The following is a 16,348-nucleotide window of genomic DNA, read 5'->3' on the forward strand; positions in this document are numbered from 1 at the left end:
TAGCGTTTCAGTGTTAGACAGGGCGAAGTGCGCCTCTTATCTTTCGTCATGAATTGTAAATCACCACGCAATCACTTGATGAGGTAGCACTTTTGTCCAGATTACAACAAGGATTAAAAACCCAAAAAACCCGCTTCGCCCTGGCGCTAAAAGTGGCCCTGCTCGGCGGCGTGGTAGCATTTTCTTCTGCTGTCTTTGCTGAGGGTCTCCTGAAAGAAGGCATCACCCCGGCCACTGACGCCAGTCAGATCCCGGCCAGCGCCAAGCTGCGCAAAGACACGGTGGTAGCCGGGATCTCCGAGCCGCAGGGGATCTTTAACCCCTACTTTTTCGTCAACGGCTGGGATGAGAACGTCACGAACGTCATTTTTTCACGCCTGATCGACTGGGACAGCCAGGGCAAACTGGTCCCGGGGCTGGCGGAGAGCTGGACGGTCAGCCCGGACAGTAAAGTCTATACCATTAAATTGCGCCCTGGTCTGACCTTCAGCGATGGTTCACCGCTGACGGCGGAAGATGTCGCCTTTACCCTGACGGTCCTGCTCGACCCCAAATATGATGGCGATACCGACATCACCCTGGCCAATATCGCTGGCGGCGCAGAATACAAAGCCGGCAAGGCTGACAGCGTCAGCGGCCTGAAGGTCATCGACCCGCTCACTCTTCAGGTGACCACCACCCAGCCAGGCGCCACCACGCTGGCCAAAATTGGCGGGCCAGTGCTGTCGAAAGCCTGGTACGGCAAAGGATATCAACGGGGACATCTCGACTATCTGCGCTCACTGCACGGCAAGCCGCTGGGCAACGGCCCTTACGTGTACGATACCTATATTCCCGGTCAGGAAATTCGCTTCCATGCCAATAGCCATTTTTACCGTGGGACGCCGCCAACGCCGCGCTTTATCTATCGCGTGACCAATCCGTCGACCAACTTCCAGTTGTTCCAGACCGGGGAGACCGACTACGACGCCTTTACCTCGCGTCCTGACGATATCGAACAGCTGAAGATGCTCGGCTTCGCCAACATTAATCTTTACGGCTCCAGCGACTACAGCCAGGTGGAATTCAACGTTCATCGTCCGGCGCTGCAGGATAAACGGGTGCGCCAGGCGCTGATTTACGGCCTGGACCGGCAGAAGCTGATCGACGTGGTCTACCAGGGGTACGGCAAAGTCGCCATCGAGCCGATCGCCCCGATCTCCTGGGCCTTTAACGCAGAAGGCGTCAATCCTTACCATTACGATCCGGCGCAGGCGAAAAAGCTGCTGGATGAGGCCGGCTGGAAAGCTGGCGCCGACGGTATCCGCGTCAAAGAGGGCCAGCGCCTGGAGCTAACCCTGCTGGCGAGCAAGAAGGTGCTCAACGATGCGTTGATCCCCATCGCCAAGGAGAACTGGCGGCAGATCGGCGTGCTGCTTAAACCGCAGGTGGTGGATTTCAACGCTCTGATGGCGCAGCGCAAAGCCGGAAATTACGATCTCGCCTCGTTCAGCACCAGCACTCTCAACGACCCGCACGACGGGGTATGGGATTTCTACAGCAGCGAAGCTAAAGAGTCCGGCTACCACAACGCGGAGGTCGATAAGCTGATTAACGCCGGCAACGCGGTGCTCGACATCGAAAAGCGCAAGCCGATCTATCACCAGCTGTATAAAGTGCTGGCCGACGATCCGCCGGTGATCCTGCTCGGCTATCGCAACATCCTTTCCGCCAGCAGCGCCCGCGTCACCGGCTTTAAACCAGATATCTACAACGGCCTGACCGGCAGCCTGCCGGATGTGAAAATCGTTAAGTAAATCCCCTGGCCGCCGGGTTAACCGGCGGCTGATGCGAGATCGTCATGAAAAATTTCATCCTGAGGCGCCTGCTGCAAACGCTGCCGATGCTACTGCTGGCCTCGTTCATTATTTTTATGCTGTTTGCCAAAACCCCCGGCGACTTTATCGATGGCAATATTACCCTGACCGCCGCCCGCGCTGCGGAGCTGAAGGCGATCTATGGCCTCGACCAGCCGCTGTTCACCCGCTATCTCCACTGGCTGGGACAGCTTCTGCGCGGCGATTTAGGCTTTTCGCTGCAGTATCAGATCCCGGTCAGCCAGCTGCTCAACCAGTACATCTGGAACTCTTTTCTGCTGGCCAGCGTCGCGCTGGTCTTTTACTGGGGCATTGGCCTGGCGGTCGGCGTGGTGTCGGCCCTGCGACCTGGCTCCTGGTTTGATCATCTGGTGAGCGTTGCGGTGTTTGCCGCCATGTCATTCCCCACCTTTTTCCTCTGCCTGTTGCTGATTAAATGGTTTGCCGTCGATCTCCACTGGCTGCCGGTAGGCGGGATGACCAATACCGGCAGCGACGAAAGCGGCTGGCAGTATGTGCTGCAAGTGGCTGCCCACCTGGCGCTGCCGGTGCTGGCGCTGGTGATGCTGCAGGCGGGCAGCCTGACGCGCTATGTGCGCGCCAGTATGCTCGACGTGGTGAAAATGGATTTTATCCGTACCGCCCGCGCCAAGGGGTTGCATGAGCGCACGGTGATCCTTAAACATGCGTTGCGCAACGCCCTGCTGCCGATCATCACCCTGCTGGGCTTTGAGCTGCCGGGGCTGTTCTCCGGGGCGATCATTACCGAAAAGGTATTCAACTGGCCGGGGGCAGGCCACATCCATATCGACTCGCTGGCCGCCCGCGACTATCCGGTGCTGATGGGGTTTACTCTGTTTCTGGCGGTGCTGACGATAGTCGGTAATTTGCTCGCCGACGTGCTGTACGCCTGGGCCGATCCACGTATTCGGGTGAGGTCATGATGATCCTGTCTTACTTTGCTTCCCGTCGCCGCCAGCGGCAGGCGGCTATCCCGGCGCTGGCGCACATTACCCCCTCTCCCTGGCGCCAGGGATGGCGACAGCTGCGCCGTAACCGGCTGGCCATGTTCTGCCTGATCCTGCTGGCCGTAATGGCGGTGTGGTGCGTGCTGGGGCCCGTCTGGTCGCCGTGGAAAGATGATGCCACCGACGCCCTGAGCATCAACCAACCGCCCGGCGCGGAACACTGGCTGGGGACCGATTTCCTTGGTCGCGATGTCTACACCCGCCTGCTGCTGGCCGGGCGCATCTCGCTGATTATCGGCCTGCTGACCATGGTGATGTCGGTATTCCTCGGCTATCTGCTCGGCGCCCTCTCGGGTTATGTCGGTGGGTTAACCGACAGAGTGATCATGCGCGTGGCCGACCTGGTGATGACCATCCCTGGATTGCCGCTGTTGATTGTCGCCGGGGCGATGCTTTCCGAGCTCGATTTTTCCCCGGACTCGCGCATCTATATGGTGGTGGTAATGCTCAGCCTGCTGGAGTGGCCCCGACTGGCGCGGCTGGTGCGCGGGCAATGTCTCTCCCTGCGCGAACGCGATTTTATGCTGGCCACCCGGGTACTGGGCCTGTCGGCGCGTCGCCGGCTGTTCGGCCACCTGCTGCCGAATACCATTCCGATTCTGGTGGTGATGGCGACCATGGCTGTCGCCAACGCCATTCTCAGCGAATCCGCGCTGAGCTATCTCGGCCTCGGCGTGGTGCCGCCAACGCCGTCGTGGGGCAATATGATGGATGCCGCCAATAGCCTGATCGATTTCCAGCGCCGTCCCTGGCTGTGGATGCCGCCTGGGATCGCCATCTTTCTCACCGTGATCGCCATTAACGTGCTGGGCGATGGCCTGCGCGACGCCATGGATCCCAATATGAAACCGAGGCTGAAATGACCCTACCGTTAGTCTCTTTTAATCATCTCTCCGTCTCTTTCGCTGGCGAACGTCATCGCGTGCGCGCGGTGCAGGACGTCTCTTTCACGATTCAGGCCGGGCAAACCGTTGGCGTGGTGGGCGAGTCCGGCTGCGGCAAAAGCGTCACCGCCATGGCGCTGATGGGCCTCCTGCCGTCGCAGGCAGCGCGCATCGACGGCGGCGAAATTCGTTTCGCGGACCGCGATCTGCTGCGGCTGAACCCCAGACAGATGGCCGACCTGCGCGGCCACCAGCTGGCCATGATCTTTCAGGAACCGATGTCGGCCCTGAACCCGGTGTTGACCATCGGCGAACAGCTGTGCGAACCAGCGATCCGCCACCTCGGCGCCACGCCGAAAGCCGCCTGGCAGCTGGCTACCCGGCTGCTAAGCGAGGTCGGCCTGGCGCGCGGCGACAGCCTGATGGCCAGCTACCCCCACCAGCTATCCGGCGGCATGCTGCAGCGAGTGATGATCGCCATGGCGCTGAGCTGTCAGCCCAAACTGCTGATTGCCGACGAACCGACCACCGCGCTGGACGTCACCGTGCAGGCGCAAATCCTGCGCCTGCTGCGGGACCGGTCGCGGGCCAGCCAGATGGCGATGATGCTGATTACCCACGACCTGGGGGTGATCGCGCAGATGGCCGAACAGGTGGTGGTGATGTATGCCGGGAGGATCGTGGAACAGGGCGCCACGGCGGAGGTGCTACGCCATCCGCAGCACCCTTATACGCGTGGGCTCATCGCCTCCCGCCCGGTGCCGGGCGAGCGGCGTCGGCGACTGTACTCGATTCCCGGTCAGGTGCCGGATCTGGCCGCCCTGCCGGCGGGCTGCGCTTTTGCCGAGCGCTGCGAACGGGCGACGCCGCGCTGCCGGGAGGCGATTCCGCCGCTGCTCGGCGAGCGCCAGCGGGCCGCCTGCTTTTATAGCGAATTTGCGGAGGCGACAGCATGAGCGATCGCTATGTTATTGAAGTGGATGGATTGAAGAAGTATTTTCCGCTGCGCGACGGCCTCTTTGGCCAGCAGACCGGCGAGCTTCGCGCGGTGGACGGCGTCAGCTTTAACATCCGTCCGGGCACTATTTTTGGCCTGGTGGGCGAGTCCGGCAGCGGCAAAACCACCGTCGGCCGAACCCTGCTTGGCCTGTACGAGAAGAGCGCCGGCAGCGTGAAATTTCACGGTCAGGAGCTGGCCGACCTGACCGGGCCCGCCCTGCGCGCCATTCGGCCGAGGATGCAGCTGGTATTTCAGGATCCCTACAGCTCGCTGAACCCGCGGCTGCGTATTGGCGAGGCGATAGGCGAAGCCATGCTGCAGCACAAGCTCTGCACCCGCGATGAGCTCTATGACCGGGTGATCGACGTGATGAAGATCTGCGGCCTGGCGCCGGAACACTACGCCCGCTTTCCGCATCAGTTTTCGGGCGGCCAGCGCCAGCGGATCGGTATTGCCCGGGCGCTGATCCTCAACCCGGATTTTATCGTCGCCGATGAGCCCATCTCGGCCCTCGATGTGTCGATTCAGGCGCAGATCATCAATTTGTTTTCCGACCTGCGCGACGACCGCGGCGTCACGTTTCTGTTTATCTCCCACGACCTCGGGGTGGTGGAGCATTTATGTGACGATGTGGCGGTAATGTATCTCGGGCAACTGGTGGAAAGCGCCAGCCGCGATGCGCTGTTCAGCCGCCCCCTCCATCCCTACACCCGCGCTCTGCTAGCCGCGGTGCCGACCCTCGACCCGCACAGCGAACCGCAGGCGCTGGTGCAAGGCGAGATCCCGGATCCGACCAATCCTCCCGCCGGCTGCCGCTTTTCATCTCGCTGCCCGCAGGCCGGCGATCTGTGCCGCAGAGAAGCTCCGGCGCTGCGCGAGGTGGCCCCTGGCCATCGAGTGGCCTGCCATTGGGTCGCGTCCTGAGCGCGGCCGACGGGGGTTATTTATTTCTAAACAACCGGTCGATTGTGCGCAGCGGCGCCAGGATTTACTATCCGCTCCGTCTTGTGAGACGCGTTATGAATGAAGCGTAATATTTTTGTTCATTTTTGCCCGATGGCTTCGGGCATTTTTTTGCGACACGCCCGGGAGCGATCCTGCCGGCGACAAATTTAGCGGGGCGCGGTCGCCCGTCTGTCAAAACGCAGCAATGGAATTGCTCGCCCGCGTCCCGCTATTCCTTAATGACCTTCCCGTGAAATCCCGGAAAAAAATAAGACTATATGAGATTGCCTGAGGCATAGCGTTATCTTATTTTTTAAGCGTGTACTCCACATTAAGGAAGCAAGATCATGCTTAAGCGTCGCACTATTAAAACAGCACTGGCGGCGGTTATTTCTCTCGCCGTCATGGCGGCACCGGCCTATGCCAACCCGGGTAACGGTAATGGCAATGGCGGCGGTAATCACGGGAACAGTGGTAACCATGGCAATAGCGGCAATCATGGTAACAGCGGTAACAGCGGCGACCATGATAATAAAGGACAAAATAAAGGTCAGTCCACCGCCGATCATGGCAACCGCAAAAACTACGGCAAGCCCGACCACGTCGACAGCGATATTAGCTTCTCACGGGCGCGCTCCCTGGCCGTGAACTACGGTCTGGTCGGCTATCAGGCGCTGCCTCCGGGTATCGCCAAAAATGTCGCCCGCGGCAAACCGCTCCCTCCGGGTATCGCGAAAAAGACCCTGCCAGCTTCTATGATTAACGATCTGCCCTATTATCCGGGCTATGAATGGCGGGCGGTTGGCGATGACCTGGTGCTGGTAGCGCTGAGCACTGCCATTGTCACCGCCGTGATTAACGGTGTGTTTGACTAACTCACCTGCTTATTAAAAAGCCTCGCTCCGGCGAGGCTTTTTTTGTGCCTGGCGCTGGAGAGTGACAACTCGCTGGCATCATCGCTAAGATAATGGCTCAACCAACCCGGGACCGACTATGGACAAAGATACTGTAGTGACGCTGTTGAAGTACAAGCGCTGGATTGACCTTGCCACCTTGCAGGCGATCCGCGCGATAGACGGAACAATACATGGCGAAAAGCGTCACCTGACCCTCAGGCTGATGAACCATATCCATGTCGTTGACATGATTTTCCGGGCGAATCTGCGCGGCATGACGCACGGTTACACCGCGCTGAATACCCCCGAGACGCCAACCATTGATGCGCTGGAAACGGCAATGACCGCCTGTACGGACGAATACATTCACTACGTCAGCGCCATGACCCCCGCCGATTTCCACGAACGTATCGCCTTCAAATTTGTCGACGGCGGCGACGGCAATATGACCGCGATGGAGATGCTGAACCACATGCTCTTTCACGGCGCCTATCACCGCGGCGCGGTGGGCTGGATGATTGGCGAATGCGGCGGCGTGCCGCCGAAAGATGTGCTGACCGTTTTCCTGCGCGACCATCATTCCTGAAACTTATCCCGTGACGTTCCCCTCGGGGAACGTCCTCGTGGCGAATGATGCCGTTCTGTCCGTCGCCGTAACGGCTTGCTAATCGCTCCCGAGCGATGCTGCTGCGGCTAATTCGAATCGTGCCGGGTATGATGAAGGCTGCAGAGGTAATGCGTCAGGTTCATCCAGCCTCCCCAGAGGGATGAGCCCGTCAACGTAACCATGAGCCTGATAAAAAATGGCCAGATTGCCCCAGGGTAAAAAGACCATGATATCGCCCTTGCTGGCTGCTGACCCTACAGGCGAATCCGCCGTCGACAGCCGGGCGGGTAAATCGCCTATCTTTTCCTCTCCTGCATAGTCGCTGAGCTGCAACGTTAAAGGTAACAATCCAGCGAATTCGCGGCTGGCCTGACTACCGTTCAGGGTCGCGGTGAGCACGTTATCATTGATAGTAATCTTTAACTTCATCCTTCACTCCCTGCTAATGATTGAGGTCATTAAAATTGATGCGCGGAACAGGTAAACCGCTTCCCGGCGGCGAGCATCTCCTTCTCACCCTGCCCCGCCAGGACTACCTTTAACCGGAGAGGCGTGCTATTAGCTGACGCTGATCGTCAGGCAGTTGGCTACCGCTGATATCCTGAAAAACCAGCGGCGGGAGCCATGCCCTGCCGGCACCACGGTTCGCGACGGGTCCGCAAGGGATCAGCCCGTTCTGATAGCGCGGCTGTCCGCTCCGGGATAGTCCCTCAGAATGTCGATAATCACTCGCAGCGCACTGGACACGTTCCGGTGCGGATAATAGATATGAAACCCAGGAAAGGTGTGACTGTAATTCTCCAGAACCGGTATCAGCCGACCGCTTGCCAGTTCGTCCTGCATCAGATCCGCCGCTTCATAGGCCAGCCCCACTCCCAGCGTCGCGGCTTTAATGACTGTGCCGGCATCGCTGAACACCCATCCTCCGGCGGGGTTATGTCGATATAACCGATCGCCATCATGCATCTCCCATCCCCATGGTGAACCGTCGGACATGCGGTAGCCAATACAGGGATACTTATCGAGTTCGCGGGGATGTGCGGGGATCCCATGCTGGCGAAGAAAATTGGGGCTACCGACAACCCGCATCGGCACATCGGGGCCAATACGCACGGAAACCATATCCTCGTTGACCATGCTGCCGTAGCGAACCCCGGCATCATATCGCTCCTTCACAATGTCAACAAAGGTATTATTTTCAATAAGCTCCAGCGCGATATCTGGGTATGCATCCCGTAACGACTGCAGTCGCGGTAGCAACACTTGCTCGATGGCCTGCCTGCTGCCGTTAATGCGCACGGTTCCTGCAGGTTTCTCCCGAAGCTGATTCAGCAGCATCCAGCCATTTTCCAGTTGACCGAACCCCTGATCGAGCGAACGCAGTAGTTTTTCCCCGGCTGAGGTGAGCGCGACCTTGCGGGTACTTCTCACCAGTAACTGCAGATTAATACTTTTCTCCAGCATGCTGATGCTGCGGCTGATACTCGACTGGGCAAGCCCCAGCCTGGCCGCGGCACGGGTAAATCCCCCCTCTTTAGCCACATGATAAAAAAGATAGAGATGATGCAAATCCTCACGACGAAAAATATCCACCCTGCCTCCTGCGTCTGGTCGGTCTCAAGGATTCTATTTATAACATGGACACATTAATGAAGTGCGGTTTTGCCTGCTAATCAGAACGGTTTTGGTTCTCTACTATAAGCGCCATCAACACTCACACCGAACGGGACATCCTGGCCTGTCCTTTACACCATTCAGGAGTATTTATGGCTACTTTTTCTCATCGAACGCTGCGCACGGGAATGATCGTTGGGATGGCGATGCTGTTTGGTTCCAATGCCGCCATCGCAGACCTGGCGCTGCCTATGAAAGGCGACACGGATGTTAAGCTCATTCAGATCTGGGATAAAACCTTTCCGCTGAGCAGCGCCGTCGACCATCAAAAAGTCACCTTTAAAAACCGCTACGGTATTACCCTTGTCGCCGATGTCTATGTGCCGAAAAATCACCCGGCCGGTAAGCTTCCTGCCCTGGCGGTCAGTGGGGCATTCGGTGCCGTAAAGGAGCAGTCATCCGGTCTCTATGCTCAGGAAATGGCCCGGCGTGGTTTTGTTACTCTGGCTTTTGATCCTTCCTATACCGGCGAGAGCAGCGGCGAACCGCGTAATATCGCCTCACCCGATATCAACACGGAAGATATCATGGCGGCCGTCGACTATCTGGGTCTGCTGGATATCGTTGACCGTCAACGCATTGGCCTGTTGGGCGTCTGCGGCTACGGCGGGCTGAACCTTAGCGCGGCGGCAATGGATAAACGTATCAAGGCTGTCGCCACCTCGGTGATGTATGATATGTCGCGCCTGTGGGGTAAAGGCTTCCAGGACAGCTATACCCCGGAACAGCGTAGCAAAGTGCTGGAAAACATGAGCCTGCAGCGCTGGAAAGACGCCGAGAATGGCGTGCCTGCTTATGAGAGCCACAATGTCAGCTTTGATAAAGCGGGTAACGTGGTCCGGGATAAAACTATCCTGCCAGCAACGCTGCAAGCGGATGCCGATCCCATTACTCGAGAATTCTTCGATTATTATCGCACCAGGCGTGGGTATAACCCGCGGTCGGTTAACTCCGCCGGGTCATGGTCAGTGACAACCCCGATGCCGTTTATGAATTTCGCGCAACTGGATCATATTAAGGAAATCTCGCCACGACCGGTACTGATTATTACCGGTGAGAAAGCGCATTCGCGTTACTTTGCGGAAACCGCCTACCAGCAAGCGGCTCAGCCTAAAGAACTGGTCATTGTTCCGGGCGCTAACCACGTGGACTTATATGACAACCAGAGTGGAAGAATTCCTTTTGATAAACTGGACCATTTCTTTAAAGCCACTCTGAAATAACTTTTTATTGATAACCATTTTAATACCTGTGTCGGAATTAAGCCGGCGCACAGGAGCGAATATGCATAATTTTAATTTTTATAATCCAACACGTATTGAATTCGGCATCGATAAAGAAGATACCCTTGCTGACCATATCGCCAAAGACGGTATTCATCATGTGCTGATTTGCTATGGCAGCCAGCGAATCAAAAATGAGGGTCTGTTCGAGAAGGTCACGCGCCGTCTCGTATCCCAGGGAATAAGCTGGTGTGAATTTGGCGGTATTATCAGCAACCCGGTCATTTCATCGGTCAGAAGCGCCGTTGAGATGGCGCGTAAGGAAAAGGTACAGGCGATTATCAGCATCGGTGGCGGCTCGGTTCTTGACAGCGCGAAAGCGATTGCTGCGGGAGTCGACTATCCAGGCGACGCCTGGGAATTGTTCACTGGCGACGGGGAATTAATCTCCGCACTGCCGATATATGCCATTCTGACCCTCGCGGCCACCGGTAGCGAAATGAATCCGTATGCCGTGGTGGTTAACGAAGAAACAAAAGAAAAATTATCCATTGGTAACGATGCCACTCGTCCACGGGTGACGGTATTAAACCCGGCTTTGATGACGGGTGTTCCGAGGGAATACCTGGTCTACTCGGCAGCGGACATTATTTCGCATTTGATCGAGGTGTACTTTACGGCCACCGTACTGCCCAGGCTGCAGTCCAGACTGATTGAATCATTGATTAAAACCGTCATCGAAACAACGGATATACTGCTTAACGATCCGCAAAATATTGCGGCACGCGGCGAATTTGCCTGGGCTTCGACGCTGGCGCAAAATGGGATAACCTTCTCCGGCGCCGCGGATTATAGTTATCCTAACCATGCGATTGAGCACTCGTTGTCTGCCCTGTTCGACGTGCCTCATGGCGCCGGGATGTCGGTGGTGATGCCTGCATGGATGAAATGGTACCAGTCCCAAAATAAAGCCCAGTTTAACCGCTTCGCCCGGGTAGTTTTTAACGTGGAAAGTGCGGAAGAAGGTATTGCTGCACTGGAATCCTGGTTTACGAAAATCGGCACGCCGGTGAGACTTTCCGAGGTGAATATTTCTGCCGAGGCATTACCTTCAATTATCGACAATGTTAAATCGCATATCCGGGCCTTTGGTATCGCCGAAACCTATTCGCCTGATGTTGTCGAAGTTATTTTGCAAAATGCGCTTTAATGGCGAATACGAATGGGCTTCGGGAAGGTCCCTTTCATTCGCGATCAACCAATACAGAGTGACGCCTGCCGTAAACGTTAAGGTGTAATAAACCCTATTATGGATCTCAGAAAACATTCAGCTTATGATGATGATAAAAATCACTCCTCCAACTGGAGGGGGGTATTTTCCATCACGCTCTGCGTATTTACGCTAATTGCTTCAGAATTTATGCCGGTGAGTCTGCTCTCCCCCATCGCTATGGATTTGGAGATCACCGAAGGTACCGCGGGTCAGGGAATGACGATCTCAGGAATATGTGCTGTTTTAACCAGCCTGTGTATTCGCAGATTGGTAGGTAAAATGAACCGCAAATATTTGCTGTTACTCCTGACCGCGTTGATGGGAATTTCGGCTTTAATTGTAGCGATGGCGCCGAATTTCAGCATTTATATGCTAGGGCGCGCATTGATTGGTCTAGTCATTGGCGGCTTCTGGTCAATGTCTGTCGCCACGGCGGTCAGGCTGGTCCATATTAGTCAGGTTCCGCGCGCTCTGGCCGTTTTTAATGGCGGCAATGCGCTTGCCACCGTGGTGGCCGCACCGCTGGGTAGCTATCTGTCGTCAGTCACCAGCTGGCGTGGCGCCTTTCTGAGCCTGGTGCCCATCGCCGTGGTAACCTTTATCTGGCAATGGATAAGCCTTCCCTCAATGAAAGCGGGAGCGCACCAGGCCGCTAGCGGTTCCGGTCTGCGCAGACTACTGGGCGATCGTTCGGTGGCGATTGGCATGGGCGCGGCCGGTATTTTTTTTATGGGGCAATTTACCTTATTCACCTATATTCGCCCGTACCTCGAACTGATCGCTCAGGTCGATGCCAGGACCATCTCGCTACTATTATTAGCGATCGGTATTTCCGGACTGGCGGGGACTACGGCTATTGGACTGGTGATTAAAAAGCAGCTCTATAAAACGTTAATCATTATTCCGCTACTGATGGCCCTGATTGCGTTATTACTGATCCCGCTGGCGACAAACCTTGTTGCGGTGTCGATTCTGCTGGCCCTGTGGGGCGTACTCTCCACCGCAGCGCCGGTGGGGTGGTGGAGTTGGGTCGCCCATGCCAGCAAAGCGGATACCGAATCAGGCGGGGGACTGATGGTCGCCACAGTGCAGTTTTCTATTGCCCTTGGTGCAACGGTCGGCGGTATTTTATTCGACCATCTGGGCTATGAGAGCACCTTTTGCCTGAGCGCCGGGATGCTGATCGTGGCCGCGCTGATGACGATCCAGACGGCGCGACGTTCTGCTAACTGATTACGCGCGATGTTTGCTGGCTCGGTTCCGGCTAACGTCGTCGACCATTCGATAGAGACGAAAAGCTCGATTGGATAGCCAGGCCAGAATATCTCTGGCCTGGCTATCCACGACTCAGGAAGTACATTGATGATGCCCTTCGTTGGCCCACTGATGAATGCCATCGGGTCCTTTTGGTGTAGAAGGTTTTGGACAAGCCACGGAAGTATAAGCGCTTCCCGCCCTTCCTTTTGTTATTGACTGGCGTGAATTCGCCCCCACGCCATCCATACACCCCGTACGACAATCATTCGCATCAAACCACATCACGGTAACGGCAAAGCCACAGTGGTTAATCCAGAAGTCTGCCAGTGAATTCGACGTCGAATCACGGGTAAGGCAATTATCAGCCGGAGGATAGGATTTGACTGACGAAGAAACCGATGACGGCCCTTGCGAAGACGCTGTTCTCAGGGCGACGTTTTGAGGCGTTGTGACGGTCGCAACTGAACCGCCAGCAGCGGTTTGAATTGTAGATTGAGACCGCGTACCTGATGAACTGTGGGCTGACTGAGTCACCGGTTGTTTATTCGCGACGCTGGCGACCGTATTATATCCCGTTTGCGGGTCGCTGGTACCGCCGAGAGTAAATACGTCATAAAGCATGACAACGGGTAAGGTTGCGACATACCATGTCGCGACACCATAATGGCCTTTATCAATCTCCTTCCCGGTTTCATTTAGGGCTTTTTGCGTTGTGCAGGATATTAAAGCAGGGAATAAAATTGCGATGGCTATCACACGGAAGAAAAACATATTAACCACTCCCATCCAGCAGGAATTAGATATACGGACTGACCGCTCAGAGAGCGATTAAATCCTTCATTCGTTTTAGGAGGATTATAATGGCGGTAATAACAGATCCACTCATCCATATGAATGAGTGGATGAAATAAATCAGCCGTGAATCGCGCGAATGATCAGCAGTAGTTCTGCCTGATTACGGGTGTGGGTTTTCCGGTACAGGGCGCTAAGGTGGGTTCTGATGGTGGCGATAGATACGCCCAGATGTAAGGCGCACTCATCCGGCGTCATGCCCCGCACCAGCAGCTCCGCCACCGCATTTTCGGCAGGCTTGACGTTAAACAGTTCCATCAAGGCGCTGCCGGTGAGAAACGGCTCGGGAATAATCACGCAGGCCATCCCGGTCTGGCGGGCCGCCGGGATCACGAGGATTGGTTTCGGCTGACGCCCGGCGGTATAGCACACGCCTGCCCTCGGCGGCTCTGCCGTCCGGGTGGCCTGCTCGATAGCCCGTTTCAGTTTTTTACTGTCGGTATTGAGGCACAGCGTATCGCCCCCGCTATACCAGGAGAGGCGGGTGTTAGCGCGCAGGTAGCGTTCGGCATGCGCGCTGGCGTAGAGAATTTTACCGCCATGATCCACCAGCCATACCGGGTAGATCCCGTTGTCCATCACCGCGCTCTGGTATTTTATGGTGTCTCGCAGCTGTTCAAATCGGGCGTGAAGCTGGCAGGCGGTTTTTAACGCCGGGATCAAGCGCCTGAACAGTTCAAACTGCGCCGGCTGCGGATAAGCCGCCGTATTGGCCGTCATCAGTGACAGATAGGTGGCATAGCCATTGAGGGTGCATAGCTTGACGCTGGTAAGATTATTCAGATCGTTAGGGTGATGAAACTCATTGTAATAGACGCTGCCGGCAATAAATTTATCGCCTAAATACTCGCGGTCCCGGTACATTTGCCCGACCGGTAACGCGGTCAATATTTTTTCGGCGGGATCGATGGCCAGAAACACGTCGCGATAGGCGGTGAAGACCTTCTCCTCCAGCAGGAATGAATCGGTCAACAGATGCGCATTGCCTTTATCGTAGAACAGAAATGCCGCGTACTGATGGCCGGTGAGGAACGCCAGTTTCTGCAATGCCGATTTCCACAAATCGGGATCCAGGGTGGCCATCAGCACCGTTTCCAGGATCTCGATGTAAATCAGTTCCGGATCACTCGCCATACCGCCACCTGTGAGTCACTGTTTCCGCTGCCGGAGCGGCGCATGTGGCCGCCCTGATCAGCATAGTTCCGCCAGCGAAACAATGACAGTCCCGGTTCGCTAAGCAGACCGGGAAAGGCGGTTGCCGGGAGCGTGACGCCAATGCGCTATCAAGGAGGCTCAGGATCCGCTGTTGCGGGTTTGGATAGCGCTCCCCTTCCGGCATAGCGTCCGCCAGACCATCAGGGCGCACAGCAGGGTGACAACCGCCAGCCCACTAAACAGTAGCGTATAAGCAGAGTCATAGCTCTCGCGCAGCGCCCGGAGGGAAAAGTCAGGCAAAAGCGCAGCCGCCTGCGGCATATTGCCGGCTCCCAGCCAGCCTGCGGCGCGGTGAATCACCTCGGGGGCATACCCGTGAACGCGACTCTGCAGGGTCAGGGTATTGCTTGCCGTTAATACCGCGGAGACTATCGCCAGGGCGATCCCCTCGCCGGCAACGCGAACGGTGTTGAACAGGCCTGCCGCCATACCGGCTTTCGCCACCGGCACAGCGGATATCGCCAGGCCGTCCATCAGCCCCCAGGGAAGCGCCGCCCCCGCCCCACAGAGGATCAGCGCCAGCACCAATTGCGAAAGATGGTTACTGTGAAAAGCATCGCCCAGCAACAGCAACCCGACGGAGGCCATCGTCAGCCCTCCCGTGGATACCCGCCCCGGTGAAAACCAGCGGGTGAGCAGGGCCGCAACGGATGGGAAAATCAGCATCGGCGCGGTCAGCGCCATCAGATATAGCGCGCTCTGCGACTCACTCATCCCCTCTCCGCCCATAAAATGCAGTGGAACAACAATCAGCAGGACCACGTAGCAACAGCAGGTGGCGACAGGCAGCAACAGTACGCCGACAAAACGCGGATGGCGCAGCAGGGAGAGTTCCAGCACCGGGTTGCTCACCCTCTGGCAGCGCACGGCAAACGCCACGAACAGTCCCGCCGACGCGATGAACAAGGCCAGCGTGGTCAGCGATAAAAAGCCGCGGGCCGGAATGACCATAAGCGATGCAGTAAACAGCATCAGGGCCAGCGTAAACAGGGTTAAGCCGAGGTTGTCGGGTGTCCGCGGCTGGCTTTGTTCTGCCGCCGGCAGATACGCCAGACCGATAAGCAGAACCATCGCCGAGAGCAGCGCAAACAGGGCGTATACGCCGCGCCAACCCACCGCGTCGGTCATGAAGCCGATCAGCAGCGGGCCGAACGCCAGGCCGGCGCCGAACACCGTGCCCAGGATGCTGAATGCCCGCGTCCGCTGAGCGCCGTCATACAGCTGGGCCAGCGCCGCACTGCCGCTGGCTAAAATCATCGCCGCGGCCAGACCTTGCAGCGCCCTCAGCACGCCTGACAGGAAGAGATTGTGCGTCAGACAAAACAGCAGGCTGCTCAGGCAAAACAGCGCGGCGCCGGCGATAAAAATACGTTTTCTGTCGATGGCATCCGCCGTCACCCCTGCGGCCAGCAAAAAGCTGCCGAAAGTCAGCATAAAGCCATTGGTCAGCCACGACAGCGCAGCGGGAGAGCCGCCCAGCGACTGCTGTATCGCCGGGGTGGTCATGACGCCGCCGGTAAAACTTAACGGCAGCAGCAAGGCCGCCATAAAGACAGAAAGCGCGGCCAGGGCGCTGGCGTATCGGGAAGGTGTTCTGGCGGTGAGTAACATCGGGCGACCCTCATCAGTCGGCAAGGA

15 protein-coding genes and 1 pseudogene are annotated in these 16,348 nt (G+C 57.0%); 10 read left to right on the forward strand and 6 right to left on the reverse strand.

The genetic code is table 11. From position 1 onward, the window contains the following. The first annotated feature begins 92 nt into the window (after positions 1-92). The 7 genes from CE636_RS04335 to CE636_RS04365 all read left to right on the forward strand — a co-directional run bounded on the left by CE636_RS04335 (position 93) and on the right by CE636_RS04365 (position 7,195). Entirely contained in the window at positions 93-1,796 is a 1,704-nt protein-coding gene (locus CE636_RS04335; RefSeq protein ID WP_017899541.1) for an ABC transporter substrate-binding protein, read from the forward strand. 44 nt (positions 1,797-1,840) lie between these two features. Beyond that, positions 1,841-2,800, forward strand: a complete 960-nt coding sequence (locus CE636_RS04340; RefSeq protein WP_004202926.1) for an ABC transporter permease — start codon at positions 1,841-1,843, stop codon at positions 2,798-2,800. Next, positions 2,797-3,747 carry an oligopeptide ABC transporter permease gene (gene opp4C, locus CE636_RS04345; RefSeq protein WP_017899542.1) on the forward strand — a complete coding sequence of 317 codons (951 nt, stop codon included), beginning with the start codon at positions 2,797-2,799 and terminating at the stop codon, positions 3,745-3,747. Before CE636_RS04340 ends, opp4C begins: the two co-directional genes overlap by 4 nt. Continuing rightward, the gene (locus CE636_RS04350; protein WP_017899543.1) at positions 3,744-4,724 is read left to right on the forward strand and encodes an ABC transporter ATP-binding protein; all 981 of its coding nucleotides are present in this window, start codon (positions 3,744-3,746) and stop codon (positions 4,722-4,724) included. Before opp4C ends, CE636_RS04350 begins: the two co-directional genes overlap by 4 nt. Continuing rightward, positions 4,721-5,692: an ABC transporter ATP-binding protein gene (locus tag CE636_RS04355; protein ID WP_017899544.1), complete on the forward strand. Its 972-nt coding sequence runs from the start codon at positions 4,721-4,723 to the stop codon at positions 5,690-5,692. Before CE636_RS04350 ends, CE636_RS04355 begins: the two co-directional genes overlap by 4 nt. A 368-nt stretch (positions 5,693-6,060) precedes the next feature. Continuing rightward, complete coding sequence (locus CE636_RS04360; RefSeq protein ID WP_017899545.1) at positions 6,061-6,588, forward strand: anti-virulence regulator CigR family protein; 528 nt, start codon at positions 6,061-6,063, stop codon at positions 6,586-6,588. A 118-nt stretch (positions 6,589-6,706) separates the two neighbouring features. Further along, positions 6,707-7,195, forward strand: coding sequence for a DinB family protein (locus CE636_RS04365; RefSeq protein WP_017899546.1), 489 nt, complete (start codon positions 6,707-6,709; stop codon positions 7,193-7,195). Between the two features lie 78 nt (positions 7,196-7,273). On the opposite strand, the gene CE636_RS04370 is transcribed toward CE636_RS04365, so the two are convergent. After that, positions 7,274-7,645 (reverse strand): cyclophilin-like fold protein, encoded by a 372-nt coding sequence (locus tag CE636_RS04370; RefSeq protein ID WP_017899547.1) that lies wholly within the window; start codon positions 7,643-7,645, stop codon positions 7,274-7,276. A gap of 237 nt (positions 7,646-7,882) precedes the next feature. Beyond that, positions 7,883-8,809 carry a LysR family transcriptional regulator gene (locus tag CE636_RS04380; protein ID WP_017899548.1) on the reverse strand — a complete coding sequence of 309 codons (927 nt, stop codon included), beginning with the start codon at positions 8,807-8,809 and terminating at the stop codon, positions 7,883-7,885. A 272-nt stretch (positions 8,810-9,081) separates the two neighbouring features. Between CE636_RS04380 and CE636_RS04385 the strand changes: the two genes are divergently transcribed. From CE636_RS04385 to CE636_RS04395, 3 genes are all read left to right on the forward strand, one after another. Then, a complete protein-coding gene (locus CE636_RS04385; RefSeq protein WP_369707498.1) occupies positions 9,082-10,113 on the forward strand; it encodes an alpha/beta hydrolase in 1,032 nt (343 codons plus the stop codon). 61 nt (positions 10,114-10,174) lie between these two features. After that, positions 10,175-11,323, forward strand: coding sequence for an iron-containing alcohol dehydrogenase (locus CE636_RS04390; RefSeq protein WP_017899550.1), 1,149 nt, complete (start codon positions 10,175-10,177; stop codon positions 11,321-11,323). A 99-nt stretch (positions 11,324-11,422) separates the two neighbouring features. Next, positions 11,423-12,619 (forward strand): MFS transporter, encoded by a 1,197-nt coding sequence (locus CE636_RS04395; RefSeq protein WP_017899551.1) that lies wholly within the window; start codon positions 11,423-11,425, stop codon positions 12,617-12,619. A 114-nt stretch (positions 12,620-12,733) separates the two neighbouring features. Here CE636_RS04395 and CE636_RS04400 read toward each other — a convergent pair whose 3' ends face one another. The 4 genes and pseudogenes from CE636_RS04400 to CE636_RS04410 all read right to left on the reverse strand — a co-directional run bounded on the left by CE636_RS04400 (position 12,734) and on the right by CE636_RS04410 (position 16,321). After that, positions 12,734-13,414, reverse strand: a complete 681-nt coding sequence (locus CE636_RS04400) for a hypothetical protein (protein ID WP_127837808.1) — start codon at positions 13,412-13,414, stop codon at positions 12,734-12,736. 141 nt (positions 13,415-13,555) lie between these two features. Beyond that, positions 13,556-14,359, reverse strand: coding sequence for a helix-turn-helix transcriptional regulator (locus CE636_RS29560; RefSeq protein ID WP_306065949.1), 804 nt, complete (start codon positions 14,357-14,359; stop codon positions 13,556-13,558). A 156-nt stretch (positions 14,360-14,515) separates the two neighbouring features. After that, positions 14,516-14,629, reverse strand: a pseudogene (locus CE636_RS29380) (LuxR family transcriptional regulator); the annotation flags it as partial. 159 nt (positions 14,630-14,788) lie between these two features. Next, positions 14,789-16,321 (reverse strand): MFS transporter, encoded by a 1,533-nt coding sequence (locus CE636_RS04410; protein ID WP_017899553.1) that lies wholly within the window; start codon positions 16,319-16,321, stop codon positions 14,789-14,791. Between the last annotated feature and the right edge of the window lie 27 nt (positions 16,322-16,348).

It is taken from the genome of Klebsiella sp. LY, from assembly GCF_004010915.1.
Lineage (GTDB): Bacteria > Pseudomonadota > Gammaproteobacteria > Enterobacterales > Enterobacteriaceae > Klebsiella > Klebsiella quasipneumoniae.

Excerpts from the sequence above, each read along its gene's own strand:
- CE636_RS04340 (WP_004202926.1), top strand. The coding sequence starts at position 1,841 with ATGAAAAATTTCATCCTGAGGCGCCTGCTGCAAACGCTGCCGATGCTA.
- opp4C (WP_017899542.1), top strand. The coding sequence starts at position 2,797 with ATGATGATCCTGTCTTACTTTGCTTCCCGTCGCCGCCAGCGGCAGGCG.
- CE636_RS04350 (WP_017899543.1), top strand. The coding sequence starts at position 3,744 with ATGACCCTACCGTTAGTCTCTTTTAATCATCTCTCCGTCTCTTTCGCT.
- CE636_RS04355 (WP_017899544.1), top strand. The coding sequence starts at position 4,721 with ATGAGCGATCGCTATGTTATTGAAGTGGATGGATTGAAGAAGTATTTT.
- CE636_RS04360 (WP_017899545.1), top strand. The coding sequence starts at position 6,061 with ATGCTTAAGCGTCGCACTATTAAAACAGCACTGGCGGCGGTTATTTCT.
- CE636_RS04365 (WP_017899546.1), top strand. The coding sequence starts at position 6,707 with ATGGACAAAGATACTGTAGTGACGCTGTTGAAGTACAAGCGCTGGATT.
- CE636_RS04370 (WP_017899547.1), bottom strand. The coding sequence starts at position 7,645 with ATGAAGTTAAAGATTACTATCAATGATAACGTGCTCACCGCGACCCTG.
- CE636_RS04385 (WP_369707498.1), top strand. The coding sequence starts at position 9,082 with ATGAAAGGCGACACGGATGTTAAGCTCATTCAGATCTGGGATAAAACC.
- CE636_RS04390 (WP_017899550.1), top strand. The coding sequence starts at position 10,175 with ATGCATAATTTTAATTTTTATAATCCAACACGTATTGAATTCGGCATC.
- CE636_RS04395 (WP_017899551.1), top strand. The coding sequence starts at position 11,423 with ATGGATCTCAGAAAACATTCAGCTTATGATGATGATAAAAATCACTCC.
- CE636_RS04400 (WP_127837808.1), bottom strand. The coding sequence starts at position 13,414 with ATGTTTTTCTTCCGTGTGATAGCCATCGCAATTTTATTCCCTGCTTTA.
- CE636_RS29560 (WP_306065949.1), bottom strand. The coding sequence starts at position 14,359 with ATGTACCGGGACCGCGAGTATTTAGGCGATAAATTTATTGCCGGCAGC.
- CE636_RS04410 (WP_017899553.1), bottom strand. The coding sequence starts at position 16,321 with ATGTTACTCACCGCCAGAACACCTTCCCGATACGCCAGCGCCCTGGCC.